The following is a 26590-nucleotide window of genomic DNA, read 5'->3' on the forward strand; positions in this document are numbered from 1 at the left end:
CGGAGCTAACGGCGGCTATCGGTTATCGCGCAAAAAAGATGACATTACGTTTTTGGATATTATCCATGCCATTGAAGGCAACGCCTCCTTATTCGAATGCGAATTTGTCCACGGCGACGAATGCCTGATTCAAGCGGTAATGAAGGAAGCGGAAGCGAAGATGGAGTCGCATCTCAAAGAAGCGAAATTGGTGGATTTGGCCCAAAAGCAAACACAAGCTTAAGATGAGTCCCTCTCGTTGAAAGAAAAACACGGTGCAGAGCACGAACAAGTTTTTTTAAATTAATTATAGATATAATGAGTCTATAATATCTTATTTTAGGAGATGAACATTATGATTTACGATTGCGCGATTATTGGCGGCGGCCCCGCCGGATTGAATGCAGCCCTCGTACTCGGCAGGGCAAGACGAAGCGTGGCTTTAATCGATAACAGCAAGCCGCGAAATGCCGTTACGCATGCTTCTCACGGCTTTATTACGAGAGACGGCGTAACGCCGGCCGAATTTCGCCGCATTGCTTATGAGGAGGTTCTCCATTATCCGTCCATCGAGCATCTGCAAACCGAGGCTGTCGAGGTTCGCAAAATCGAATCCGGATTTTTCGAGGTGCTGGATGCATCAGGTTATAGGATTCAAGCGCAAAAGCTGCTTCTGGCGACGGGGGTCAAAGAAATATTTCCCGAAATCGACGGTTTCTATCCGCTGTACGGGAAAAGCTTGTTTAATTGCCCCTATTGCGACGGCTGGGAGCTGCGGGATCAACCGCTTGTCGTTGTTTCCGAATCTCCGACCGTGTTTCATACAGCCAAGCTTCTCCTCAATTGGAGCAAAGATTTGGTTGTCTGCACGCACGGCAAGTCGTCCCTGTCGGACGAACAGAAGACAAGTCTTCAATCCAAGGGAATCGTGGTGTTGGAGCAGCCTGTCACGGCTTTCGTCGGCCACAACGGGCAGCTTGAGCATGTTCGTTTTGCGGATGGGACGGAACTTCCGAGAGCCGGCGGCTTCGTGATGCCGAGATTTGTGTCGGCCGTACCGTTCGGAGAACGTCTGGGCTGCGAAAGGACGGAGAATGGCGGGATCAAGACGGATGCATGGGGAAGGACCTCGATACCCGGTTTATATGCCGCAGGAGACGCTTCGTACTTCATGCCGTCCCAAGTGGTTTTTGCCGCAGCCGACGGCAGCCGAACGGCGATGGGCGTTAATTTGGATTTGACAGAGGAAGATTTCGGGAAATAAACGCACGGTTAGCTGCCGGACCGCGGAGCTGGGTGGAGGAGGTGATGGAATCTCCGTCGGTTCGATTTATTTGGAGCAAATTTAGGATATGAATAAAGGGAGGAAGCTACAAATGACCATTTGCCACACTACAGATACTACCTTCACCAACGATTTAAAAAGCGACGGCTTGACACTAGTCAATTTTTGGGCGCCCTGGTGTGCGCCTTGCCGCTTCTTTGGTACCGTACTCGAAACGTTTGATCGGGAACATAGCAGCGAAGTGAGAATCCTCAAGGTCAATGTAGATGAACAAACCAATACGGCCGCTCAGTTTGGAGTCATGAGTATACCAACGACGATCCTGTTTAAAAACGGTGAACCGGTCGACAAAATCGTTGGCGCCATTCCTGTGGAAGAACTTAAAAAATTCCTAGCCAATCACAAAAATTAGTATCGGCATTCCTATGTCAAACGCGTAATAATATTGATTTCCACATACAGACGGAGAGAAACCCAGGTCGACTTCTGCCAAGAAGAAGACCTGGGTTTTTTTCGGCCATAGCGTCTTTACAAAAGCTATAAAATAAACTTGACACAAAACTATTGAGAGCTAACCTATTTATCAAATACAATGATAAAGGTATATTATTCCAAATATGAAATATGGAGGTAATCAGATGGTTAAGAAGCAGGGTAAGTCGCTATTTTCGATTGTATTCCTCATCTCGGTTTTACTGGCGAGTTTTTTTCCGGTTGCAGGCTCGAATAACGTTTCCTTCGCGGCATCATCTTACGACTACATTCTCATTTTTCCGAGAGACCGATACCCCGAAACAGGAGCGCATATTAAAGATGCCATTGCAGCGGGCAAGTCCGATGTATGTACTATCGAGCGCGATGGTACCCGTGAGCGGCGCGAAGAATCTCTGAGGGGCTATCCGCCGAAGAAAGGTTACGATCGGGACGAATGGCCGATGGCGATGTGCTTGGAAGGGGGAAGAGGGGCCGATATTCGGTACATTAATCCGTCCGACAACCGAGGGGCGGGAAGCTGGGTAGGAAATAAGCTCTCCAAGTACTCGGACGGAACCAGAGTTAAATTTATCGTGAAATAAGCGCAAGAACGATTCAGCGGCAGGTTCTGTGATCAAACCGGTAGGGTAGAAGCCATACGAAGAGCCGTAGAAAAGACTTCTACGGCTCCATTCACACGATCGGTTAGATGCTGGCGACAGAGCCGCCGTCAACGCGCAGATTCCCGCCATTGATAAAGGAGGCTTGCTCGGAGGCTAGAAACACGACCGCGGCGGCTACCTCCTCCGGACGTCCTGGCCGCCCTAGCTCGATATGAGGCCGCTGCTGTTTTAATCAGAGCAGGAGATACCGCGCTAACTAAAATACCCTCTCGAGCATAGGCTTTGGATAAGCTTTTGGATAATTAATGAGCGCAGTCTTGGCTTCGTTTATACTTGTGATACGGAAGTGGTAAATCACGGACTCGTCAAACCTTGCGCTTAAGCGCTTGCCGCCATCCGGCGGCAAGCGGCATTTCGCGCGCGCGTCATCATCGGCTTCGTCGGCCGCTGCGCGCTCGGATTACTTCAGCTGCCACAGTGCCGCAACGTTCGGCGGTTCCCAGCCTTGCAGCGAAGTGTGGTTTTGCCGGCATACATAGGTTTTGCCTGCGTACGTAACCTCATCACCGATTTTATAGGCGGTTCCGGGAGCCCACGGCTGCGCGCCTGACAGTGCGTCCGTCGTCACCGTAAGTACTGCGGCAGGCGAGACATTGCCCGCGGCATCTCTGGCCGTTACCGAGAACGTATAGCTGGTATTCGGCTTCAGTCCCTCTATCGCTGCACTCGTTCCTGTCACGTTCACTTGCGAAGTGCCGTAGGCGACCGTGTAGCCGGTCACGCCGACATTATCGGAGGATGCTGCCCAGCTCAACGTTACGCTCGTAGCCGATTTGGAGACCACGCTCAGTTGGGTCGGCGCGGTCGGAGCTTGGTTGTCGCCGGACGATTCGTCCGTCTTGATCGTCACCGGATTGCTGGCGGCCGAGACGTTGCCGGCGGCATCCTTGGCCGTCACCGAGAATGTATAGCTGGTGTTCGGCTTCAGACCCTGTATGGTTGTGCTCGTGCCCGTCACGCTCGCCTGCGAGGAGCCGTAGGATACCGTGTAGCCCGTCACGCCGACATTGTCGGTCGAGGCGCTCCAGGACAGGGAGACGCTGGTCGCAGTTTTGCCGGTCGATACCAAATTCGCCGGAGCCGTCGGAGGATGGGTATCCGGTGCCGGCGGGTTCAAGGCGTTCAAATAAGCGCGGTGCTTCGTGGAAAACTCGAATTGATTGAACTTATCCCAGTTGATCGACCACGTCATCAGACCGCCAAAGTTCGGATAGCCGGTTGCGCTGCCCCGCGTTTTGTAGGTGCTAAGCTGTTGGCCCTTCACAAGCGCGTCGAGCGCCTTATGCACTTCGGCAACCGGTGTAAAGCCGCCGCCCGCATTCCCGTTCGCCGGCAAGCCAAGCAGCACCTGCTCCTGACGCAGCGGCGGGAAGAACAGGTTGGCGTTCTTGTTCACGGGGAACCCGGTCAACAGCATGTCGGCCATGGCGACGTGAAAATCGGCGCTGCCCATCGTATGATACTGGTCGTCGAGGCCGATGATCGGGCCGGAGTTGTAATTTTGCACTTGGAGCCAGTCCAGAATGTCGCGCGTCGCATAGATAACGGGCAGGTAGGCGCCGGCTCGCGAATCGCAGCTGATGCAGCTTCCGCCATAGAACGAATACCCGAGCTGGACGAAGAACGTCTCCGGGGCCATGGTCAGAATGAATTTGTCCGTACCGAAATGGCTGTTCAGCGACTTGAGCGCATCGATCAGGTTGACGATGACGGGCGTTGTGGGATGGCGGAAGTCGGAATCGCCGGCGTTCAAGTAGAGCGAGTGTCCTTCGAAGTCGACATCGAGTCCGTCGAATCCGTATTTCTCGATGATGCCCGTCACCGAGCTGACGAACGCGTCGCGGGCAGCCGTAGTCGCCAACTGCACTTGACCGTTCGCGCCGCCGATGGAGATGACGACCTTTTTGCCTTTGCTCTGCAGATACGCAACGTCGGCTTTGAAGTCGGCTTCGGTGTAGTTATAGGGGGTGAAGCCGATCACACCGCCACTGCTGCCGGTCGGCTCCGCGAACGAAACGTTAATCACGTCAAAATCCGGAGATACGTCGCGCAGCCGGATAAAGCCCGAGCCGTTGTCGAAGTTGTGCCAATAGCCGACGATTTTATAGCCTCCGGCGGGAGGGGAGGGGAGCAGCAATCACGGAGAATAGCGAGACGATGAGCGAGGCAATGAGTCCTATCAGTAAATGGGTACGTAAGCGTACGTACGAGGGGGAACCATGGAAGTTCATCAGTTGAGCCTCCTTATTGGATTGGTATTTGATTTCGAACTATTTATAAAGCGCTTACAAAAAATCTTCATCACAAAAAGACAATCTTCAGCATGCCTCCTTCCAGTCGTTCGGTCCCTTAACTATCCTCCTTTCCGCTATAAGGATTACTTACTATTATATGGGATGTTCCGCATCCGAAAGAAGGGAGAACTTTTTATCGAAAGGGGAGAAATTATTCCAAAGCTTTTTCGTTTTATAAGAAAAAAGCTCCTGTCATTTGAGTATGACAAGGGCTCTGGCTGCTGAGAAAATAGGTTTTTGACTGAAATAGAGATACCCCACCCCTTCGTAACCTCTATTGGCCCTACGCGGCCTATGGCCCATCGCCGCTTATGTGCTGGCCGGTGAGCTGAAACTCGCACAAGGGGAGTATGCACCACGGGCTTTTGCAGCCTACGAACAAGAGATGAGAGCGTTTGTGGAGAAAAACCAGAAAATCGGTCAGTCGGCAGCAGAGGGAATGGTCGCCGGCACCAGCTTCAAAATCATCCTGCAAAACTGGATGCTTCGCGTATAAACCGGCACAACGAACGGAGCGCCTCCACGATGCGAAGAATGTGGAAGCGCTCCGTTTTCTAGTCGGCCACGAGGGTTCTGTTTTTCCCCGATTCCTTGGCCCGGTACAAAGCGTGGTCGGCTCGTTGAAACAGCATGTCAGCCGATTTGGCGTGGGATGGATAGTGGGCGATACCTGACGAGACCGTTATCGGGATTCCGAGAGGATTTTCCCTCGTTTCAAAAGCGGTGCGAATTCGCTCCGCCGTGGTCAAAGCCTCCGGCGCGGTGGCGAGCGGCAGAAGCACGACAAATTCCTCTCCGCCGTAGCGGCAGCATATGTCATGGGGGCCTACGGACGCAGTGACGACGCGGGCCAGGTGCTTCAATATTTCGTCGCCCGCCTGATGACCGTAGGTATCGTTGATGGACTTGAACCGGTCGATATCCATGACAATCAGGGCGAAGGAGTACTGCTCTTCCGTCCATTGCGTCATGATGGATTCAAACGTCCTGCGGTTCGTTAACCCTGTTAAAGAATCGGTCATGGCGGCATGAGCCAACTGCTCGGTCTGCTTCTGCAAATCGCTTAACGCAAGCGTAATCGTCTGTGTCAACAAGTCGGCTTCCCGGTTCCAGTGATGCTTGGCCTCCGGAAGAACGATTCTTTCGCCTCTGCCCAATCTTCCGGCCAGATCGGCAAGAGAGACGAACGGACGGGCCAAACGCCGGGCAAGCCAGATGGCGGCGATCATCAATATGACAAACGGTGCCAGAGTGTACAGCAGGATCGTGCGAATATTGCGGTTCAATTCGTCGTAAACGACATTGATGGGGGACTGGACGACGACTCCCCAGCCGTTTTCCAGAACGGGGGAATAGCCCGCAAGAAAGGTGATTCCTTGGGAATTGGTCACCTGTTCGTATCCGCTTTCGCCCCGAAGCGTCTTCTGAACGACTAGATTGGCATTGATATCGTCGCCGATCCGGGATTTGTCGGGATGAAACAATAAATGACCGTTGGAGCTGACGACGTAAAAGTACGAGCCGTCGCTATTGAGATGATTATGCATCCCGAACATCATATTCAATATATTGTTTTCCTGCAAATAAAGACTGCCCCCGATAAAACCGCGATAGGTTCCGTCTTTGTCAAAAAGCGGCTCGCTCATAAAAACGATCAGCCGTCCGGTGGCCGAATAGTAGGGCTTGGATATATAGGATTTTTTTACCGCCAATGCTTCTTTGGTCGCTTCCGTCGTGATATACAGTCCTGTCGTGCCGACGGAAGGCGGGTCCACACCGCGGACCAGACCCGTTTCGTCCACGACGGCGATGGAGTTGAAATAATGGCTGCCCAGGCGCAGCGCTTCAAGCTGCCTCCGCATTTCTTGCGTATCCGATAGATCGCCGGCCGAAAGACGGGCACCGGTATAAGCCAGGCCGGCCCGCATCGATTGGAACAAGGAATCGATGGAATGGCTCATTTTGGTCGCGGCCGAATAGTTCAACGCAAAGGTCGTTTCGAATAACGATTGCTTATTGGAATGATAAGAGGCAAGAAGCAGAATCGTTAAAGTAAGCGCGACGGAAAGGGAGACCAGTCCGGTTAGCAGGGTGGCAAGACTGATTTTATTCTTTTCGGCACAGCGAATCCCGAATGGCCCGGACATGGTATCCCCCTCCTTATTTTCCAGTTAAGTTACCACTTCATTTTCGACATGATCCGCGATAATCCTTTTCGTTGACCGATTTTATTATAAAAAGCTTCCAAGCTTCGCGGAGACCTGGATTTGGAAGGTTGGCGGAAGAATCTCCTTTCGTTTATACTCATTTTAAAAAAGTATCGCCATAGGGGGAACACCTGTGAGGAGGTTTCTAAAAAATGAAACGATGCAAATTCTGGTCATCGCCCTAACGACGGCTATTGGCGCTGAAATTAAAGTATATCCGTTTCATGGAGATTATTTTCGTATGGGGCTTGGCGCCAGTACGTTTTTGTTCTTCTTGCTGTTTATGCGCCACTTGCCTTACCTCAAGATCGGGATCATCACGGGTATATTCAACGTATGCTTTCAGGGGACCGAATGGCTAACCCACTCGACCCCGCTTTCTTTCACGGCAAGCCTGCAGAATAATGTGGCGGCCGGTGTCTATTATATCGTGTTTGCCCTCTGCATGGGCAGGCTTCGAACAAAAATTCACGAATACAACCCCCTTAAGTTAGGCGGGCTTGTCACAGGAATCGATCTGATCTCGAATGGGGCCGAGCTCTTCTTGCGATGGCTGCTGCTCGGCGTGAATGTGATGGATTGGGGCGACTGGCTTCTCTTATTGATCCTTACCGTGGTGCGCAGTTATTTTGTCATCGGGCTGTACAGCAGCATTATGATCGGCCAAATGCGCGTCGTTCATGCCGAGAAGGAAAAACGAATGGAGCAGATGCTGCATGTGGGTACGGGGCTGTACGGGGAAACGTTTTATTTGAAAAAATCAATGGGCACGATCGAAGCGATTACCGAGCAGAGCTACATTCTTTATTCCAAATTAAAAGAAGAGAACCTGGAGCGTTACGGCCAAAAAGCCTTAAGTATCGCCCAGCAGATTCACGAAGTTAAGAAGGATTCGCAGCGCATCTTGGCCGGCCTGACGAAATTATACGACAGTGAGATCGTTGTCGATATGAGCTTGGCGGAAATGCTCGGCTTTGTCGTAAAAGCGAATCAAAAGTACAGCCGCATGTTCCAAAAGAAAATCAAGTTCACGACCGATGTGGATGCGGATTACCGGACCGCCGATTTTATTCCCTTGCTAACCATTGTAAATAACCTCGTCTCGAACGCGGTGGAAGCCATTCAAGAGCATGGGGCCATCGGTATACGCGTGTATGAAGATACGGCGGAGACGGTCTTCGTAGTTTCCGATACGGGATGCGGCATTCGGGAATCGCATCTCGGTATTATTTTTCAACCGGGCTTTACGACAAAATATAACGAAAGCGGGGTAGCCGCAGCCGGGATCGGACTGTCGCATGTGCGCGATATCGTCCATTCGCTCGATGGGGAGATTGCCATCGGCTCTTCCGAAGAAGGCATCGGCACGACATTTATCGTGCGTATCCCAACCTTTAAAATAAGAAGTGCTTCAACCGCCGTGTAGATTTTTATATGTTTTCGTAGTCGAGATGTTATGTTCAAAGTGTGTTTGGTTTATGGAAACTATTGGATGCGTGCCATTTCCGGTCGAGGGAGTGAAAGCGTTATCGAGGCTGACGAATAGTTCGTGACCGGAAGGGGACGGGGTTGGTTATCAATGGATATGACGAGCGTAGGCGATAGAACGATAGACTTGGGCGAATGGGTGGACCGGTATCGGTCTTACTCCGCCCTTGGGAGCTGTGCCGATTACATTCCGGCTTTACGAGAGGCCGATCCGTCTCAATTGGGCATTTGCATGATTGGAGCAGACGGAACGATCGTAAAAGCCGGAGAGACCGAGTTGCCCTTTACGATCCAAAGTATTTCCAAAGTGATCGGATTTATGGCCGCTTGTTTGAGCTGCGGCATCGACACCGTGCTGGAATATGTAGATGTGGAGCCTACTGGAGACGCTTTCAATTCAATCGTTCGATTGGAGCTTCACAAGCCGGGCAGGCCCTTTAATCCCATGATTAATGCGGGAGCCATCACCATAGCTTCCATGCAGCCGGGAGCGACTGCGGAATCCAAGCTTGAGGTTATAACGGCTTTATTGGAAGTTTTAACGGGAAAAAGCCCGACCTATAGCCGAGAGGTGTTTCAGTCCGAGTGGCAGACGGCCCATCGCAATCGAGCGCTGGCGTATTGTCTGAAGGAAATGAATTGTCTGCAATCCGACGTGGAAGTCGCGCTGGAGGTTTATTTGAAGCAATGCTCGCTTGAAGTCACGGTGGAAGATTTGGCCGCCATCGGGATGATCCTTGGGTGCGACGGCTACGACCCGGTACGGAAGAAGCAAGTGGTATCCAAAGATATCGCTCGCATCACGAAAGCTTTGATGCTTACGTGCGGTATGTATAACGCTTCGGGAAAATTCGCTGCTTTTGTCGGAGTACCGGCCAAAAGCGGCGTATCTGGAGGCATTATGGCTGCTGTTCCGCCTCGCGCGAAATCCAGAGAGCTCCCTTTTCCGGACGGATGCGGGATCGGTATATATGGCCCCGCCATCGATAAGTATGGCAACAGTACGGCGGGGCATATGCTCTTAAAGCATATCGCCCAAGCGTGGGATTTAAGCGTCTGTTAACCGACAATAGGAGGCTGTGCATTCGTGAGCGACACGGCTATTGGAGAGGCAAAGTCATGAGGTTTTTTATTGTAGACGATGACCCTGCGGTGCGTCTCATGCTGGCGCAATTGATTGAAGATGAGGGTCTCGGCCAAGTCGTGGGGGAAGCGGAAGATGGATCGAAGATCGATGCGCAATCGATCATCATGAAGCAGGTGGATATTCTTTTCGTTGACGTCCTTATGCCGAACCGGGACGGAATCGAGACGGTTCGTGCACTATTGCCCGTATTCTTGGGAAAGATCATTATGCTTTCCGAGGTTGGTTCGAAAGACATCGTCAGCCGTACTTACTCCCTGGGCATCGAATATTACATCCTTAAGCCTTTAAACCGGATTGAGCTCATAGCGATCGTTAAGAAAGTGATGGAAAGCATGCTTCTTGAAACGTCGATTCAAACCATCAAGCAATCGATCGATTTTCTTTCTCCGTATGATATAAGCGAAAATAAGACCCGGCGATCAGGAGATGCGTCCATCCTAACTTGCGGAAATTATTTGTTGTCGGAGCTGGGGATGGCGGGAGAAAGCGGAACCCAGGACTTGCTGGAGATGTTGGAGTACTTATTCCAAGATGAATCGGAACGAGCGTTAAAGGATGAATTTCCGGCTTTAAAAGATATATTTTGGCAAATTTCATCGAAAAAACTCGGGGAACGCGTTGACTCCGAGCTCATTCAAAAAGAATTCAAGGCGGCTGAGCAGCGTGTACGGAGAGCTATATCTCATGCGCTAAATCATCTCGCATCGTTAGGTATAACGGATTATACCCATCCCAAGTTTGAAAATTACGCTGCGAAATTTTTCGATTTTATGGAAGTCCGTAGAAGAATGAACGAATTGGAAGAGGATCGAAAATCCAGCGTAAACCATAAAATCAATACGAAAAAATTCGTGCAAGTCCTGTATTTGGAAGCGAAGCAAATGATGGCGACATTGAACTGACTCCCAAAGCATACCCGATACCGAAACTCCTGTTCCTGGCGTAAGCAGCTTGCCGGTGCAGGTTTTTTTCTTACATGAACGAATACAAAGGCATCATAAAATGTAATTCTTTGGGGATAATACAGAGGGAAGAATCTAGAAACCAACCTATGGCTGGAGAAGGTGGATGACATGCCGGATGTTCCGTTCACAGATAACCTATCCGGAAACCTTCGGATGATGAAGGATGCGATTGGGCACAGCCCTGACGTGATTTTCCGAGAGTTTCGGGTCGGACATTCCCCCTGGCAAGCGGCTGTTGTGTATATCGAAGGTCTGGTCGATAAAACCGTTCTGAACGAGCAAGTGATCAAGCCTTTAATGCAGGAACGAAGTCTGTACAGCGATTCCGTCACGAATAAAGAGCAGCTCAAAAGCAGCATTTCCGATTCCGTCGTTTCGACGGCGGAGGTTCATGAGGTGCGCTGCTTGAAGGAGTGCGTTCGTAAAGTCCTTGATGGGAATACCGCGCTATTTTTGGAAGGCTTTGCCGATGTTATCGTTCTAAGCACCGTCGGCGGAGAGGGTCGTTCCATTGAAGAACCGTTATCGGAAGCGGTTGTTCGAGGACCGAGAGAAGGCTTTGTCGAGAAGCTTCATACCAATACGGCCATCCTTCGGCGCCGAATTAAAGACCCGGGCTTCACCATGATCCCTTATAAGCTTGGACGCCGGTCTCAAACGGACGTCTACCTGATCTATATCAAGGGATTAACGAACCAGGAGCTCGTGGAAGAAGCGAAGAGCCGAATCGAGCGGATCGATATTGATGAGATATCCGACTCCGGCTATATTGAGCAGCTCATCGAGGATCATACTTACTCTCCGTTTCCGCAGATGCAAAACACGGAGCGGCCCGACCGGGTAGCGGGCGCTTTGATGCAGGGCCGTATCGCCTTGTTGGTAGACGGGACTCCTTTTGCTTTGATTATTCCGGTTACTTTTTCCATGCTGATGACTTCTTCCGAAGACTATTTCGAACGGTGGATGCCTGCTTCCTTGATTCGTATCCTGCGATATGGGGCGGCATTCATCGCTCTGTTTCTTCCTGCACTTTATATTGCTTTGATTTCTTACAACCACGGATTGATTCCGACAAAACTGGTCATCTCCATCGCAGCAGGACGGGAAGGGGTTCCTTTTCCATCGATCATCGAAGCGCTCATTATGGAAGTGACGCTCGAACTTCTTCGGGAAGCGGGGCTGCGGCTGCCGAAACCGATCGGACAAGCGGTCGGCATTGTCGGCGGATTGGTCATCGGGCAAGCCGCTGTGCAAGCGGCCATCGTGAGTCCCATCATGGTGATCGTCGTTGCGCTGACGGCCATTTCTTCCTTTGCCTTTCCGCAGTATTCTTCGGCAATTGCCATTCGTATGCTCCGGTTTGCGATGATGATGGCGGCGGCCATACTCGGGCTTTACGGCGTGATCCTGCTTTTTATCTTGATCATGGCCCATCTGGTGAAGCTCAAGAGCTTTGGGGTCGATTATATGGCTCCCTTCACGCCCATGCGGGCAAACGATTGGAAAGACCTGATTGTAAGAGTACCCCTCCAAATGATGAAGCGGCGTCCGAAACTGCTTAGACCGCAAGACCGCACGCGCCAATAGAAAAGATAAGGGTGAGTTGTCACAGATCATGAGCCGTAAAGATGAAATTACATCCGTGCAAGCTTCTTTTATCGTATCCAAAAGCATGATCGGGACAGGGATTCTGTTTTTGCCGCAGGTTATGGCGAAGAAGGTAGGGACCCCGGACGGATGGATTTCCGTTCTGATTGGCGGGTTCCTCGCTTTGCTGGCCGGGTATGTCATCATCAAATTAAATCAGCGTTTTCCCAAACAAACGTTTTTCGAATTCAGCCAAACGTTGTTTGGCAAGGTGATAGGCGCGGTTCATATTGTACTACTGAGCGCTTATTTTGCGATATCTGCCGGGTATTTGGCGCGTGTCATGGGCGAAGTGATCCGCATGTATTTGCTGGATAAAACCCCGATTTCGTTCATCGTGATTGTCTTTATGCTGGTTGGGGTGTATCTCGCCATAGGAGGAATCTACCCGATTGCGCGCTTGATCGAGCTATTTTTACCCGCGATCTTAATCATCCTCGTCACTCTGATCGCCTTCAGCTTTAAGGAGTTCGAACTGGACAATATACGGCCGGTACTGGCAGAAGGATTCACGCCCGTATGGAAAGGGATACCGTCTTCAACGTTCTCTTACAGCGGCTTCGAGATTATGCTGGTCTTAAGCGCGTTCATGAAAGAGCCCCGGGACGCTGTGAAATCCATGCTGAGCGGCATCGGTGTAGTTATTCTTTTCTATACGCTGACCGTATTTATCTCGTTCGGCACGCTAACGGCCGAAGAAGTCAAGACGCTGACCTGGCCGACCATGTCCGTAGCCAAGGATATCGAGTTGCCGGGAGGATTTTTCGAGCGGTTCGAGTCATTGTTCTCCGTGCTTTGGGTCATGTCGATGTATGCGACTTTTGTTCCGTACTATTATGTGGCAAGCCTCGGATTAGGGCATCTGTTCCGAAGAAATTACCGAACCTATATTTACCTCCTGTTCCCAGTGGTTTATATCGTTGCCATGGTGCCGAAAACATTAAACAACGTATTTAGCGTTGGCAAATTTCTTAATAATTTTGCCATGTTCATTATTGTGATCATGCCCATCTACTTCTGGATCTTCGTCAAGCTGAGGAGGAAAGTCCATGAGAACGGCTAGAAGGCTGTGTTTGCTTTCGGCAAGTTTATTTCTTGTATCCATGACGGGCTGCTGGGATCGGGTAGAGATAGAGGACGTAGGGATTGTGCTTGGCATCGGCTTTGACATGCCTGCCCATGAAGGAACGAATCAAGAGAATGGGATGTCCGAAGGAAAACAAGGCAAGGCTGAGCGAATCGCCATGACGCATCATTTTGCCGTGCCAAAGCAATTTTCCGCAAAAGAGGGGGGTTCACCACAAAAGGATTATATAAACGTCTTTAGCGAGGGAAGGGTCGTATTTGATAACATTAACGGTTTGTCAACGCGCTTGTCTCGCACTCCCAGTTATGAGCATCTGAGAGTTATTCTCATCAGCGAAGAGGTGGCGCGCAGCTTTGATCTGAGAGATATCATCAACTTCTTGCTGCGCAACCCGGAGGCGAGACGGTCGATTCGTGTATTGGTATGCGAGGGGAAAACAAGAACCGTGTTAGAAAAGAAAGGCATCGTGGCGAATCCGGCTTTGAATTTAAGAGGACTTGTAGAAGGCTTCCGCAAGACGCTGCGTATCCCTCCGATCATGAAGCTTGGAGAACTGTCCGAAAACTTAACGAAAAAAGAAAATTTCGTCATTCAATGGGTAACTGCAGCGCGAGAGGAAACGACGTTGTCCGGGGCCGCCGTGATCCGGGGAAAGGATGCCAGAATGGCCGGTTGGCTGGATGAGGAAGAGACGGTTGGCTTGAATTGGCTGAAGGGGGAGAGGAAGAGAACGGGAATTATCGAAGGAACGGACCCGATCAGCGGGGAAAAGATCGTCTATGAGGTCCGCAAATTCGCAAGAACCATCAAGCCCAAGCACAAGGACGGTCGTATCTCCTTTCAGGTGGAGATTAAGACGGAAGGAAGGCTGCGGGAAGATTGGGTCGATTCGGACAATGCTTTTAAGGAAGAATTTATCGCCAGGGCGGAGCGGGCGGCAGAAGCGTCGATTAAGTCTTCGCTTAAAAAAGTGCTGGTCAAAATGCAAAAGAAACTGATGCTGGATGCCGCCGGGTTCGGAAAACGCCTGCAAGTCGAATATCCTCGGGTATGGAACAAAGTGAAAGAGAACTGGGATTCTACGTTTAGCGAAGCTTCGATCGAGGTTAAAGTGAATGCCCGAATCGTCGAATTTGGAACCAGAGGAAGCAAGGGGGGATGAAGAGAACGGCATTTTTGCTGCCCTTGCACTTTCGTGACCAAATGTGATTGATATTTAATAATTTAGACAAAAGTAAGCGCTGTACAAATCATAAATAATCATATACAATCATAAATGAGAAACATCGATGAATTATCAGTCAAATATGAGCATGTGAAGGCAGCGTAGGGGGAGGGACACGAATGCTGTTTGAGGAAGAGCGTCAGCAGAAAATCGCCGATTATGTTCAAACGCGGGAACGAGCTTCGGTTCAGGAACTGGCACAGCAGTTTCAAGTATCCGAATCGACCGTCCGCAGGGATCTGAAGATTCTGGAGGAGAGCAGCCAGCTTCGCCGCACGCATGGGGGAGCGGTAGCGCTGGTAAACGATAATTCGGAACCGCCGTTCATCGAGAAGGAAGACAGCTACCGGGCACAGAAGGAGGCGATCGCCAAAGCCGCCGCGGCCATGATCCAGGAAGGGGATACGATCGTTCTGGATTCCGGCACGACAACTTATTATTTGGCCAAGGAACTGAAAGCTTTCAAGCAATTAACCGTGGTGACCAATTCGGTCATGGCCGCTCAAGAACTGCTCACGCATCCGGGCGTGGATCTCGTGCTGACCGGCGGATCGCTTCGTCATGAAACGCTCGCGATGGTCGGGCCGTTGACGGAGAAAGCTTTGAAAGCGGTCTATGTGGACAAAGCCTTCCTGGCAACAAACGGGCTGGACCCGGTGATCGGGCTGACGACGCCGAATATATTGGAAGCTTCGGCGAAGCAAAGTATTCTTCGCTCGGCCAAACAGGTGATTTTGCTTGCGGACCATAGCAAATTCGGAAAAGTATCGTTTGCCAAAGTGGCCGAACTTCCGGAGATCGACCACTGGATCACCGACGACGGATTGCCGGACAATGCGCGGGAGGAGCTGGAGGCGGCTGGCCTATCGGTGACGGTTGTCCATGCTGGGGGGAGAGGACATGAGCTCTAAAGTCCTGACCGTCACCCTCAATCCGGCATTGGACAAAACCGTCACGATTGAAGAGTTCGTGAGCGGCGGATTAAATCGGATTAAAGCGTGGAGAACGGACGCCGGCGGCAAAGGAATCAACGTCGCCAAAGCGCTCAAGCATTTTTCCGTCGATGTGGCATCTTGGGGGCTGACGGCCGGCCACCAGGGAAAAATCATCACCGAACAGCTCGCCGGTCTGAACATTCCTAGCTTTTTTATCGAGACGGAAGGCGAAACCAGAACCAATTTGAAAGTATACGTCGAATGCACCAAAGAAACGACGGAGTTCAACGAAGCGGGCTTTACGGTGGACCGGAAATCACTGCATGAGTTTATCGAGAGGTATACCGACGCTGTCCGCAACGTGTCGGTTGTCGTATTGGGTGGCAGCTTGCCGCCCGGGGCGCCGGACGATACGTATAAGACGTTAATCGAGATTGCGAATCGTGCCGGAGCCCGGACGGTGCTGGATGCCGACGGAGAGCCGTTCACGCACGGGATTGAAGCCGTTCCGTATGCGATTAAGCCGAACATTCACGAGTTGGAATCGCTTTTTAAAGAAACCTTCCAAAGCGACACGGAGATTGTTTCCGCTGCAAGAAGGCTCACAGGCAAAGGTATCGCTTACGTATCCGTTTCTTTAGGAGCCGAAGGGTCGATTCTGGTCAGCGAAACGGAAGCGGTGCGCGCGAAACCGTTCCCGATTGTGCCTCTGAGCACGGTCGGTGCCGGCGATTCCATGGTGGCCGCTTTGGTGTACTGCCTGCTGGAAGGGAAGCTGCTGGAGGAGATGGCCCGCTGGACATCGGCTGCGGGAACGGTGACCGCTTCCAAGCCGGGAACGGAAGTTTGTACGCTTGCCGAAGTGGAAGAGAAGGTAAGCAAGGTGACGATATGGCCCTTATAGTTTCATTTGTGATCATGAGTTGAGGAGGCACTCCATATGAAAAAGATTTTGGCTGTGACCGCTTGTCCGACCGGCGTGGCGCATACTTACATGGCTGCCGAATCTTTGGCCAAAGCGGCGAGAGAGAAGCAGGTTCCGATGAAGGTAGAGACGCGAGGAGCCGTCGGCGTCGAGAACGAGCTTTCCCCGGAGGAAATCGCCGAGGCGCATGCGATCATTGTAGCGGCTGACACGGACGTATTGGAGTCCCGTTTTGCGGGCAAACCTGTTGTCAAAGTGCCGGTAGCCCAGGCTATTAAAGATCCGGCCGGGCTTATTGACGAAGCGCTTAACAAACAAGCCGCGCCTGCAGCAGACTACCGGGAGCAAGTGGAGCAATCGAAGGCGCAGCGCAGCGCTTCCCGTACCGGGGCGTACAAGCATTTGATGACCGGCGTATCCAACATGCTTCCCTTGGTCGTGGCAGGCGGGCTGCTGATTGCTCTTTCCTTCGTGTTCGGTATTGAGGCGTTTAAAGAAAAAGGCACGATGGCCGCAGCGTTAATGGATATCGGAGGCGGAGCGGCTTTCGCGCTCATGGTTCCGATTTTGGCCGGATTCATCGCGTTCTCAATTGCGGAAAAGCCGGGTCTTGCCCCCGGTCTCGTAGGCGGCATGCTGGCCTCCAAAATCGGCGCAGGGTTCCTTGGCGGCATCATTGCCGGTTTCTTGGCAGGGTATGTGGCGAAATGGTTAAAAGACTACATCAAGCTGCCCAGAAACTTGGAGGGCTTAAAGCCGATTCTGCTTATTCCTCTTCTTGCGACCGGAATTACGGGACTTCTGATGATCTACGTCATCGGGGAGCCTGTGAAGACGATTATGGACGGCTTGACGGAGTGGCTGAAATCGCTCGGATCGACCAACGCCGTTCTGCTTGGCGGTTTGCTTGGACTGATGATGGCCTTCGATATGGGCGGACCGGTGAATAAAGCGGCGTATACGTTTTCCGTAGGCTTATTGGCCAGCGATGTGTACGGGCCGATGGCCGCTGTGATGGCTGCAGGGATGACGCCTCCGCTCGGGTTATGGTTGGCGACGCTGCTTGCTCCGAAGAAGTATACCAAGGAAGAACGGGATGCCGGCAAAGCGGCCTCCGTCTTAGGGATTTCGTTTATTACGGAGGGCGCGATTCCGTTTGCGGCAAGCGATCCGTTCCGCGTCATTCCTTCGATTATGGTCGGCTCCGCGTTAACAGGCGCTTTATCGATGCTTTTCGGCGCGACGCTTCGTGCGCCTCACGGCGGCATCTTCGTCCTGCCAATTCCGAACGCGGTGAGCCACTTGGCCTTGTATGCCGCAGCTATCGTCGCAGGAACCATCGTTACGGCGATCGTATTGAATGTATTAAAAAAGCCTGTTTTAAAATAGGAGGATGAACGTATGAATATTCAAGGACTTTTGCAGGAACAAAGCATTATGATTTCGCTGGAAGCATCTGACAAGGAAAGCTGTATCCGGGCGATGATCGACGGGCTTGAAGCCGCAGGATGCCTCCGCGACAAGTCCACTTATTTAGACGCTGTGATGAAGCGGGAGGAGACGGGCTCGACAGGAATCGGCTTCGGCGTCGCCATTCCGCACGGAAAGTCTGGCGGCGTAAGTAAAGCCGGATTGGCTTTTGCCAAGCTGACGCAGCCGCTCGACTGGCAGTCTCTGGACGGAAATCCGGTATCGGTCGTGTTTATGATCGCCGTTCCGGAGGAGGCGGCAGGCAACGAGCATCTGCAAATCTTGATCGCGCTTTCCCGGAAGCTGATTGACGAACAGTTCCGCCAAAGCTTGTTGAACGTTACGGAGCCGCAGCAATTGATCGACCTATTGCAAACCATTTAGGAGGAGACAAGCGTATGCTAACGAAAGAAGTTACCATCCGGAACGCATCCGGATTTCATATTCGGCCTGCCCAGCTATTTACGGAGAAAGCGACGACGTTTCAATCGAAAATTACAGTGAACTTCCACAAGGAGTCCGATACGGCCGAAGCGGATGGGAAAAGCATCCTAGGTCTGATGACCTTGGGACTGGAAAAAGGCTCCGTCGTTACCCTTTCGGCGGACGGACCAGATGAGCGGGAAGCGCTTGATTCGCTAGTCGAATTGGTAGAGAGCGGATTTGGGGAAGGTTAGCCTCGCAGAACAAAGAGCCAGGGAATGGAGAGACGATCGATGGCGGAAAAAAAACTGAAGGGACTTGGCGTGTCGGCCGGGGTGAGAATCGGTAAAGCTTTCGTCTACTCGCCTGTCAGGCTGGCGGATATCGAGAGCAGGAAAGCCGATGATAGCGGCCTGGAATTGCAGCGGCTTCAACAAGCAAAAGCGAAATGCTCAGAGCAGCTTCAAGCGCTGATTGATCGCGCGCAAAGCACGCTAGGAGAAGATAAGGCGATGATCCTGAAGGGGCAGCTCAGCTTCTTGTCGGACCCGGCCTTTTATCCGCCGATGGAGGATCTGATTGTGCAAGACCAGTGGACGGCCGAGACGGCGGTTCACAAAGTCGTGACTCAGGTGGCGGGGTTGTTCGAGAGCATGGCGAACGAGTACATGCGGGAAAGAGCAGCCGACGTTCGCGATGTGGGCAACCGGTTGTTCGCCCAATTGTCCGATCATCAAGGCACCCGGCTCTCGGACATTCGGGAGCAGGTCATTCTGGTCGCGGACGATCTGACCCCTTCGGATACGGTCCAGTTGGATAAAAGCTTGGTGCTCGGTTTTGTTACCCGAATAGGGGGCAAGACGTCGCATACGGCGATTCTGGCCAACTCGCTAGGCATCGCCGCCGTCTTGGGGATCGGGGACGAAATGGAAGCCATCGGTCACGGCGATGAGCTTATTATCGACGGCTCCGTGGGAGATTGCATCGTGAACCCGTCTTCGGCAACTGTAGAAGCGTATCGGGAGCAGCAGCAACGGGAACAATCGGAATGGGCCGATTTGAAGGCTTACGCGAATCGTACGGCCGTCACGAAGGATGGCTTTCGAGCGGAGCTGGCTGCGAATATCGGAACGGTTCAAGAATCCTTGTCCCTATTAGAGCAAGGGGCTGAAGGGGTAGGGCTGTACCGGACGGAATTTTTGTTCATGGGACAATCTCAATTGCCCGATGAAGAAACCCAATATCAAGCGTATTCGGCCGTGGCCGAAGCGATGCGGGGCCGTCCCGTTGTCATTCGTACGCTGGATATCGGAGGAGATAAGGAGCTTCCTTATTTGGAGCTGCCGAAGGAGATGAACCCTTTTCTCGGCTATCGGGCGATCCGGATTGGCCTGGATAGAAAGGAGCTTCTTCTTACCCAGCTTAAAGCGATCGCCAGAGCCGGCGTTCATGGAAACGTCAAGATTATGTTTCCGATGATTTCGGGACTGGAGGAATGGCGCGAGGCGAAAGCGATTTACGAGCAGGCATGCGAACAGCTTCGTCAGGAAGGCAAGCCGTTTGCCGATGCGGTAGAGCTTGGGATCATGATCGAAGTTCCGTCTGCGGCTCTGATGGCCGACAGCTTTGCTAAGGAAGTTGATTTTTTCAGCATCGGAACGAATGATTTGGTGCAGTATACGGTTGCCGTCGATCGTATGAACGAAAAGGTCTCCCATTTGTACGACTACTTCCATCCGGCCGTCCTAAGATTGGTGAAGCAGGTGATCGATGCGTCAGTCCGTAATGGCAAGTGGACGGGGATGTGCGGAACGATGGCCGGGGACCCGCTTGCCGCTCCTCTATTGGTTGGCTTGGGCCTTCACGAATGGAGCATGTCCGCATCTTCGCTTTCCAAGGTGAAAAAGGTGATCGTTCATGTGAATCGAAGCGAGTGTGCCGCTTTGGCAGAGCGGGTACTGGCGCTGGATACGGCCGCCGAGGTAAGAGAAGCGCTGGAGGCTTTCCATCGGCAGATAGAGGCGGGCGCGTGACTCGCTTAAATGAATGATATCCGTTGGTTAGACTGTTTCGACAGTCTATTTTTTTTATTGTTGGATACGGTGATCAAGATCGCAGCGACAAGCATGAACACGGCATAATAATGCAAAATGTCGGCGCTCCAGCCCATTAGCAATAAAAGCACGCCAGCGATAAACAGGAAAGCGGCTCTTCGGTACAAGCTGTTCCGGCTTTGACGAATGAGCTCCCCGCTCATCGAATTTCGGGCTTTCGAGGTCATTAATGACACCCCGATGCCGGCCAATACGACAAACAGTGCGGATGCTCTTCCTTCGAACAAACCCGCTATCGATTGCAGCCATGCCGGTCCGCCATTTTCTGCCTGCATGGCAAGCTTATAGTTCACGATAATCATTCCGAAGATCGCAAAGGCTCTGGCAAAATCAATGGCGGTTATCCGCTCTTTCGCTTGACTCATTGATTGACTCATGCTGCATCATCTCCCTTTAACGCTTTACGCCGAAGTCCTGAATTTCCGTTTCGGAATGTACATCTTTTTCAGACCTTCTCCTTTGCAAATTCCATTACCATATAGTCCCATTTCATTTCCTTGAATAAGAGATGCCACACTAAACTTTTCGATTGCGAATGAGTACGGAATAACAACTGCTCGTATAGATGCTTCGCCCGCGGGTTTTTACCTGAGACGTATAGACTTAGCCTGTCGAGGCTTTGTTTCGTTTGCACAAAATACTGGGCCCATTGCAATAGGAGCTTTCCAACTCCTTTGCCTCGATGATCCGGATGGACAACAACATCCGAAATATAACATTCTCCGGCCTTTGGTTTATGGTCGAATAAATATAAACCGATCAACATTTTAAGCAGCTTCCATGTTCCAAACCGATTGAAATTCTTCCAGGAAGGAAGCTTTTGCTTCGCAGCAGATTCCGACTTCCATTTGATGGATATGGTTCCGATCACTTCCCCCTCCTGCAGGGCGACCATTCGTTGACTTGCCGGGTTAGTGGGGAAATGGTCAAGAAGCTTTTCGAAAAAAAGGGCGAGCTCCCCATCATTCATGTTCGTCAGGTTTTGAAATTTTCCGCCAAACCCGAGAACAAGCAATCGGCCGACCTGTGGATTATACTTGGCCTGCATAGCTTCAATCGTTACAGGTGCTGCTGTCATGTTCGATTCCTCCTTTCGGATTTTGCAGCCGGTTCGATTAAGCCCCGCAGTTCATAGTGCAGTTGGCTTTGGCTAAATAGGGATAAATAAGATTTTTCAACGAGAATCAGAGGACCTGTGATGACATGAGACTGCGCAGCAGCATAGTCGTAAAACTGTGCAATCAACGGTTCAAGATCTTCATCTTCATTCACAAGGGTTTGTATGGAAAGGTAATCGCCGCCAGGTAAAAACAAGTCGCCGGGCGCCTGCGTTTCCAGGTATAAGGTAACGGTGCTCGAACCGTCTAATACATAATGAATGTCCGATTCGAACAAGTTCGGAACGTGCTTCGGCTGTTCAGCCAATCGTGCGGCATTAAGCTTCGTGCGCGAATCCATTTCAATCCAGCGTGCCAGATAAGTGGTATCATGCCGCTTGATTTGGTATGAATTGGGCTGCAAGTTAAAGCTTTGTTGTTCGCGCAAAACTTTTTTGATGAACTGCTGAAGCTCTTGGAGTCGCTGCAGCTCCGCATCTACTTCCCGCAGGGAATGCTGAAGAAGCTGTCGATATTGATCTGCAGAATAGGAGGTCATGCAGTCTTTTATGGACTGAACAGGCACCCTAAGCTTGCGGAGCAGCAGAATGTGCGCTAGCTGATAAATTTGATCAATGCTATACATTCTGTACTGATTATGATCTGTGTAAGCAGGCTGAAGGACGCCTTTTTCTTCAAAATAACGAATTTGATGCACAGACACGTTCATAAGCTTAGCTAGTTCACTAATCGTAATTTCACTTTTCATCAAGTTCACTCCTAGGACGAGGCTTGGAATATCTTAACGATACACCTTAGGTCAGACCTAAGGTCAAGTGCTTAAATGAAAATAATCGTTACTATCTATTGAACTTGATGCTCTTATAGAGTAAATTCAAACATAGGCAAATGATGGATTTGGGGAGGCACACATTTTGAAGCATTTCACGATATTCGCATCCAAGAATGACATTGATGATATCGAAACTACGATATCCGACGTTTTTGCAAAAGCCTACGAAATCAAGAGAGACGACAATGATTATTTTCTCAAGTCCAAAACGCTGTTCAGCAAACATAAGATGACGATAAGAGTCGCGTCCGAGGATACGAATCCCGATTATTTCGCTAACAATATTCCCGGGATGATGGGGTTCTATGATCGCATTCCTTTTGAAGACGAGAACCTAAAAGGGTTGGTCATGACGCAAATATCCGTCTTAAATACGATGCTTGCCATCGAAACGGAGAAGGACATAACCGACGGGCAGATGCAATTATTTACGGGGCTGCTGTCGCGAATCGGAGGAATCGGCTTTTTGCCGAACGGAATTTTGCTTGATCAAGCGGGAGAGGTCATTGTATATCCTGACGGTACATCGGGCCCGTCTAACTTCAGGCCTCACGCCTGCACCAGAAAGGTGCTAGGCCCTGAAATCACATCCGAGGAAGGCGAACAACGAAAAAGCAAGACAATCGCCTACTTAAGCGAAAGAGGGATTCCGTTTATTCACGGACTGCCGCAGCTTCCGCCCTTGGAACAATGCCAGTTTAAAAAGAAAGAAGACATCGCAAGAAGAGCGGTAGCCTTATTAATCGTCATCCAATTCGCTTGCGATGTGGCGCAAGGCGAAGATATTCAGGGGTCGAGAGACTTTTTCACCGGCATGCTGCAAAAATTTGGCGTGGAAGAGTACCTCACGGAGAACGAAAAAAAGCTATTGCAGGATGATGAGCCGGTTAGGGAAGACGCAATCAATATTTCCTGGCAATATGAAGCGTATTGGGTGCTTATTTGGGCGCTGGGTCTTGTGGACACGCTTGATTTTCCCGATCAAGTATGCGACTGTGACTATGCGATTGAGGTCGTTTCCAGCTGCGAAACGTTCGAACAATTTGTTCTGAAAACCGCGATGCGCAGCAAGGAAGAAATGTTGGATGAGGCTGACAAAATTTATCGGCTTCACTGGGCGTGCGTCAACAGCCGAATCCAAGGGGAAGAAGCTCCGGCCGGCATGAACGAAAGCATCGTCTTAGAAAGACGCCGGGGATTGTTCTGGATCATAGGTCACCGTGATGAAGCATGGGATCATATTTCGATGGATACCTAGAATCTCAATGGATTAAAGGTGAATGGAATGAACAAAGCGAATTCGCACGCAAAAGAAGGTGCCGAAAGAACGCGAAGAGCCATTGTGAAACTGCTCAAACACAACGGCTTCATGGATGCTTTAAGCTTGGCCAGCCAGCTTGGGGTGACCGCGATGGCGGTACGGCAGCACTTGTATGATCTGCAGGAACAAGGGTTGGTCACCTTCAAGGAAGAATCGAGGACGATGGGGCGGCCTGCGAAGATGTGGACGCTCACTTCCGAGGCAAATCGGCTGTTTCCGGACGGGTACGCCGATCTTACCGTCAGTTTGATCGAATCCATGAAAGAAGCGTTCGGAGACGAAGGCTTGGAGAAACTGCTGGAAATCCGTAACCGCAAACAACTTGAGGACTACCGGAACAAAGTGCCGGCGAGTCTGCCGCTGAAGGAAAAATTAAAGATTCTCGCGGAATCGCGAACGTCTGAGGGATATATGGCCGAGGTGATCGAGAACTCCGACGGTTCCTTTTGTCTTGTAGAGAAGCATTGCCCGATTTGCGAGGCGGCGAAAGCATGCTCCGGACTTTGCAAGCAGGAATTGGACATGTTCCAACGCATCATTGGCGACGGGATTGAGATCACCAGAGGCGAGCATATTTTAAATGGCGACAACCGCTGTGTGTATTGGATTAAACCGGAATAGGACGTGACCATAAATGCGGTTACCGGTAATTAACGAACAATTGGCTAAACGGATAGAACAGTCTGAAATTGATTTCTTTACTTCAAGCCTGCCGGAGCTCCCTCCAAATATAAAAATACGCCAAATTGACAATCAAACCGATTTTGATATCTATGCGGGTATCCATTGTGTCGGGTCCGGTATGGATCTCGCACATAAGCACCACCTTGTGAACAACAACATAGGTTTACTGAATCGTCCCGGTTGGAAATTATTTTTGGCTTGTTGGAATGATGTGCCGGCCGCTGTGGCTGTCATGTACGTTAGCAGAGACATCGCCTCCTTCACGTTAGCGGCAACGATTCCCGAATTTAGACAGAAGGGCTTGCAAACTGCTCTTTTGAATTGGCGGATGCATGAAGCGTACAAAGCCGGTTGTGAGCTTGTTGCAGCACAAGCGCGTTTTGGGAGCTCCAGTCAAAATAACATGGAACGAATTGGGATGCGCATGGCTTGGACAAGAGCAGTTTGGGCACCGCTATCTTAAACCATTCTATCTCACATCATAGGATTGCTGTCTTTTTCATTCCAGCCCGAGACGGCCAATAACCTCCAATCCCGCTTGACGAAAGCGAGACGGGAGGTTTTGTTGTTTTGGAAAAGCAACTCGGACACAAATATAGCGGGGAGCTTTACGCCATCCACATCGGGCCTGCACAAAAGCTGAGCTTATTCAACGGGGATCGCGCTTGGGATCTCTCCGGAGGGTAGCACATTCCTGACCATATCCCTGCAAGCATACGGAGCGAGATCCTGAAGTTTGATCGTCGTTTCGCGTCGCATCTCGCCGTACACGTGCTCGATCCGAGTACGCTCTCCTACGGGCTGAGCGACTCGCCGGTTGGCATGCTTGCATGGATTCTGGAGCGTTGGGCAAGATGGAGCGACAATATTGAAACCTCCATGCGCGTTTACGCGAACGCCAATCGTTACCCGTGGACACCGTCTCATGACCGATGGCCGGTGGTAGAAGCGCCTACCGGCATCACGTTCGTTGGCTATGAGAATCCGCCAGGCATTACGACCGATAATCGGGTTGGCCACATTCTGGACAGCGACCGCGCGCCCTGGTACAACCATGTCAATATCGCTGTTCACGAACGAGGCGGTCACTTCATCCCATGGGAAATCCCGGACCAGTGGGTTGACGACTTGCGACGCACCTTTCGGGGACGTCGATAAGCGAATATCTCACATCGTATATGGACATCCGTTTTCAAAAGACGGAATGTCCATTTTTTTCATCCCAAGTTCGCTGAATCGCGAAGCTATAGAAGGTATGCGCGGCGGTGGGCAGATAACGGCCCGTGATTCTCGATATCCCGGTGGTCATGGTACAATGGGGCTCCGTCATGGTCAGAACATGAAGCCGATCCTTTAGGATTTCAGAGAACTTGTCCCACAGATGCTTAGGGATAAAGGAGAGGCCCAGACCGAGACTTACCATTTCTCCAATGACCACGGAGTCATTTCCCTCGAACGAAATTTTGGGAGCAAAACCGGCTTGCTGACAAACATGTTCCAGCCAATTCGATGAATCGTAATTGGTAGTGCTGCTGATAAATCTTTCGTCGGCGACTTCCACAAGCCGTATGTCTTGGCGATGAATAAAGCGTTCCTCTCTGGGGACCAGCAGCAATAATTCGTCCGTAAATAAAGGGTCCCATTGGACATCAGGGCCTTCTATAGGCTCGGAAGAAATGCACATGTCGATCTCGCCTTTTTCTAGCAGTTGGTACATATTGATGTCGCTTCGCAAATACTGACGTATCCGTATATCCGGGTATTGAAGCAGAAAAGCCGATACCAGACTCGGAAATATACTGACGTTTGTGGTAGCAATGGAAACCGAGAGATTTTCGATCCGGGCTATGTCATTGATTTTCTTCTTGGCTTGATCCAACTCCAGAAACGACCGCTCCAGGTGGGCAAGAAAAATCTCGCCATATCGATTCAGCCGGATATGACGGCCCTTTCTTTCAAATAGGGGAACCCCGATATCTTCTTCCAATCGGGAGATCGTCCTGCTCAGCGCCAGTTGGGTAATGTTTAATTCCTCGGCTGCCTGTGTCATGTGCTCCATTCGGGCTACGGTTTGAAAATAGCGAAGCTGCTGCAGTTCCATTTTCTTGCCCCATTCATTGTTTCAATGTAATGAATTGATGTTCAATTATACATTGGATATTATGGATCGCCGCGGTTAAAATTAACCCATACTTTCGAATAAGTTTTCGAAGGGACAAAAAAACAACTTTTCTTCCGAATGCTCCTTTAGGGTAATTTTTGTTAGCCATGTTGGGGAATATTAGGT

Annotated in this window: 26 protein-coding genes; 19 read left to right on the forward strand and 7 right to left on the reverse strand. The window is 50.9% G+C overall.

What is annotated here, in order from left to right:
* The 4 genes from QJ48_RS26125 to QJ48_RS26140 form a co-directional block, all read left to right on the forward strand.
* On the forward strand, positions 1–223 hold a 223-nt coding region (locus QJ48_RS26125; RefSeq protein ID WP_193394503.1), incomplete at its 5' end, for an Rrf2 family transcriptional regulator.
* A gap of 111 nt (positions 224–334) precedes the next feature.
* Positions 335–1243, forward strand: a complete 909-nt coding sequence (locus QJ48_RS26130) for an NAD(P)/FAD-dependent oxidoreductase (protein WP_054976334.1) — start codon at positions 335–337, stop codon at positions 1241–1243.
* A 112-nt stretch (positions 1244–1355) separates the two neighbouring features.
* Entirely contained in the window at positions 1356–1676 is a 321-nt protein-coding gene (gene trxA, locus QJ48_RS26135; RefSeq protein WP_054976335.1) for a thioredoxin, read from the forward strand.
* A gap of 226 nt (positions 1677–1902) precedes the next feature.
* Entirely contained in the window at positions 1903–2340 is a 438-nt protein-coding gene (locus QJ48_RS26140) for a NucA/NucB deoxyribonuclease domain-containing protein (protein WP_054976336.1), read from the forward strand.
* Positions 2341–2443: 103 nt separating this feature from the next.
* On the opposite strand, the gene QJ48_RS39400 is transcribed toward QJ48_RS26140, so the two are convergent.
* From QJ48_RS39400 to QJ48_RS26160, 3 genes are all read right to left on the reverse strand, one after another.
* Positions 2444–2572 (reverse strand): SDR family oxidoreductase, encoded by a 129-nt coding sequence (locus QJ48_RS39400; RefSeq protein ID WP_202813846.1) that lies wholly within the window; start codon positions 2570–2572, stop codon positions 2444–2446.
* 249 nt (positions 2573–2821) lie between these two features.
* Complete coding sequence (locus QJ48_RS36270; RefSeq protein ID WP_337589640.1) at positions 2822–4558, reverse strand: fibronectin type III domain-containing protein; 1737 nt, start codon at positions 4556–4558, stop codon at positions 2822–2824.
* A 711-nt stretch (positions 4559–5269) separates the two neighbouring features.
* Positions 5270–6862: a sensor domain-containing diguanylate cyclase gene (locus QJ48_RS26160; protein ID WP_054976339.1), complete on the reverse strand. Its 1593-nt coding sequence runs from the start codon at positions 6860–6862 to the stop codon at positions 5270–5272.
* A gap of 193 nt (positions 6863–7055) precedes the next feature.
* On the opposite strand from QJ48_RS26160, the gene QJ48_RS26165 reads away from it, so the two are divergent.
* From QJ48_RS26165 to ptsP, 12 genes are all read left to right on the forward strand, one after another.
* Positions 7056–8348, forward strand: a complete 1293-nt coding sequence (locus QJ48_RS26165; RefSeq protein ID WP_054976340.1) for an ATP-binding protein — start codon at positions 7056–7058, stop codon at positions 8346–8348.
* Positions 8349–8501: 153 nt separating this feature from the next.
* Positions 8502–9473 (forward strand): glutaminase, encoded by a 972-nt coding sequence (locus QJ48_RS26170; protein ID WP_054976341.1) that lies wholly within the window; start codon positions 8502–8504, stop codon positions 9471–9473.
* Positions 9474–9529: 56 nt separating this feature from the next.
* A complete protein-coding gene (locus QJ48_RS26175) occupies positions 9530–10459 on the forward strand; it encodes a response regulator (RefSeq protein WP_054976342.1) in 930 nt (309 codons plus the stop codon).
* A gap of 171 nt (positions 10460–10630) precedes the next feature.
* Positions 10631–12109: a spore germination protein gene (locus tag QJ48_RS26180; RefSeq protein WP_054976343.1), complete on the forward strand. Its 1479-nt coding sequence runs from the start codon at positions 10631–10633 to the stop codon at positions 12107–12109.
* 28 nt (positions 12110–12137) lie between these two features.
* Positions 12138–13232, forward strand: a complete 1095-nt coding sequence (locus QJ48_RS26185) for a GerAB/ArcD/ProY family transporter (RefSeq protein WP_054976344.1) — start codon at positions 12138–12140, stop codon at positions 13230–13232.
* On the forward strand, positions 13219–14418 hold the full coding sequence (locus QJ48_RS26190) for a Ger(x)C family spore germination protein (RefSeq protein WP_054976345.1): 1200 nt from the start codon (positions 13219–13221) through the stop codon (positions 14416–14418). The genes QJ48_RS26185 and QJ48_RS26190 overlap by 14 nt, the downstream gene beginning before the upstream one ends.
* A gap of 182 nt (positions 14419–14600) precedes the next feature.
* Complete coding sequence (locus QJ48_RS26195; protein ID WP_054976346.1) at positions 14601–15392, forward strand: DeoR/GlpR family DNA-binding transcription regulator; 792 nt, start codon at positions 14601–14603, stop codon at positions 15390–15392.
* On the forward strand, positions 15382–16320 hold the full coding sequence (pfkB, locus tag QJ48_RS26200) for a 1-phosphofructokinase (RefSeq protein ID WP_054976347.1): 939 nt from the start codon (positions 15382–15384) through the stop codon (positions 16318–16320). The genes QJ48_RS26195 and pfkB overlap by 11 nt, the downstream gene beginning before the upstream one ends.
* A 36-nt stretch (positions 16321–16356) precedes the next feature.
* Positions 16357–17730, forward strand: coding sequence for a PTS fructose transporter subunit IIC (locus QJ48_RS26205; RefSeq protein ID WP_054976348.1), 1374 nt, complete (start codon positions 16357–16359; stop codon positions 17728–17730).
* A gap of 12 nt (positions 17731–17742) precedes the next feature.
* Positions 17743–18195, forward strand: a complete 453-nt coding sequence (locus QJ48_RS26210) for a PTS sugar transporter subunit IIA (RefSeq protein WP_054976349.1) — start codon at positions 17743–17745, stop codon at positions 18193–18195.
* A gap of 14 nt (positions 18196–18209) precedes the next feature.
* Positions 18210–18488: an HPr family phosphocarrier protein gene (locus QJ48_RS26215; protein ID WP_054976350.1), complete on the forward strand. Its 279-nt coding sequence runs from the start codon at positions 18210–18212 to the stop codon at positions 18486–18488.
* Between the two features lie 39 nt (positions 18489–18527).
* Positions 18528–20267, forward strand: coding sequence for a phosphoenolpyruvate--protein phosphotransferase (ptsP, locus tag QJ48_RS26220; RefSeq protein WP_054976351.1), 1740 nt, complete (start codon positions 18528–18530; stop codon positions 20265–20267).
* Between the two features lie 5 nt (positions 20268–20272).
* Here the strand turns inward: ptsP and QJ48_RS26225 are convergent, their stop codons facing one another.
* The 3 genes from QJ48_RS26225 to QJ48_RS26235 form a co-directional block, all read right to left on the reverse strand.
* On the reverse strand, positions 20273–20725 hold the full coding sequence (locus QJ48_RS26225) for a heparan-alpha-glucosaminide N-acetyltransferase domain-containing protein (RefSeq protein ID WP_054976352.1): 453 nt from the start codon (positions 20723–20725) through the stop codon (positions 20273–20275).
* 68 nt (positions 20726–20793) lie between these two features.
* Positions 20794–21426 carry a GNAT family N-acetyltransferase gene (locus tag QJ48_RS26230; protein ID WP_054976353.1) on the reverse strand — a complete coding sequence of 211 codons (633 nt, stop codon included), beginning with the start codon at positions 21424–21426 and terminating at the stop codon, positions 20794–20796.
* On the reverse strand, positions 21423–22214 hold the full coding sequence (locus tag QJ48_RS26235; protein WP_054976354.1) for a MerR family transcriptional regulator: 792 nt from the start codon (positions 22212–22214) through the stop codon (positions 21423–21425). The genes QJ48_RS26230 and QJ48_RS26235 overlap by 4 nt, the downstream gene beginning before the upstream one ends.
* Before the next feature lie 166 nt (positions 22215–22380).
* On the opposite strand from QJ48_RS26235, the gene QJ48_RS26240 reads away from it, so the two are divergent.
* From QJ48_RS26240 to QJ48_RS26250, 3 genes are read left to right on the forward strand one after another with little or no spacing between them, the layout of a single operon-like run.
* On the forward strand, positions 22381–23556 hold the full coding sequence (locus QJ48_RS26240; RefSeq protein ID WP_054976355.1) for a DUF4272 domain-containing protein: 1176 nt from the start codon (positions 22381–22383) through the stop codon (positions 23554–23556).
* 27 nt (positions 23557–23583) lie between these two features.
* Entirely contained in the window at positions 23584–24240 is a 657-nt protein-coding gene (locus tag QJ48_RS26245; protein ID WP_054976356.1) for a metalloregulator ArsR/SmtB family transcription factor, read from the forward strand.
* Positions 24241–24253: 13 nt separating this feature from the next.
* Positions 24254–24766: a GNAT family N-acetyltransferase gene (locus QJ48_RS26250; RefSeq protein WP_054976357.1), complete on the forward strand. Its 513-nt coding sequence runs from the start codon at positions 24254–24256 to the stop codon at positions 24764–24766.
* Between the two features lie 729 nt (positions 24767–25495).
* On the opposite strand, the gene QJ48_RS26260 is transcribed toward QJ48_RS26250, so the two are convergent.
* Positions 25496–26404: a LysR family transcriptional regulator gene (locus tag QJ48_RS26260; protein WP_054976358.1), complete on the reverse strand. Its 909-nt coding sequence runs from the start codon at positions 26402–26404 to the stop codon at positions 25496–25498.
* Positions 26405–26590: the final 186 nt, after the last annotated feature.

Origin of the sequence: Paenibacillus sp. A3, from assembly GCF_001399685.1 — a bacterium.
In the GTDB taxonomy this organism is placed as follows: Bacteria; Bacillota; Bacilli; order Paenibacillales; family NBRC-103111; genus Paenibacillus_G.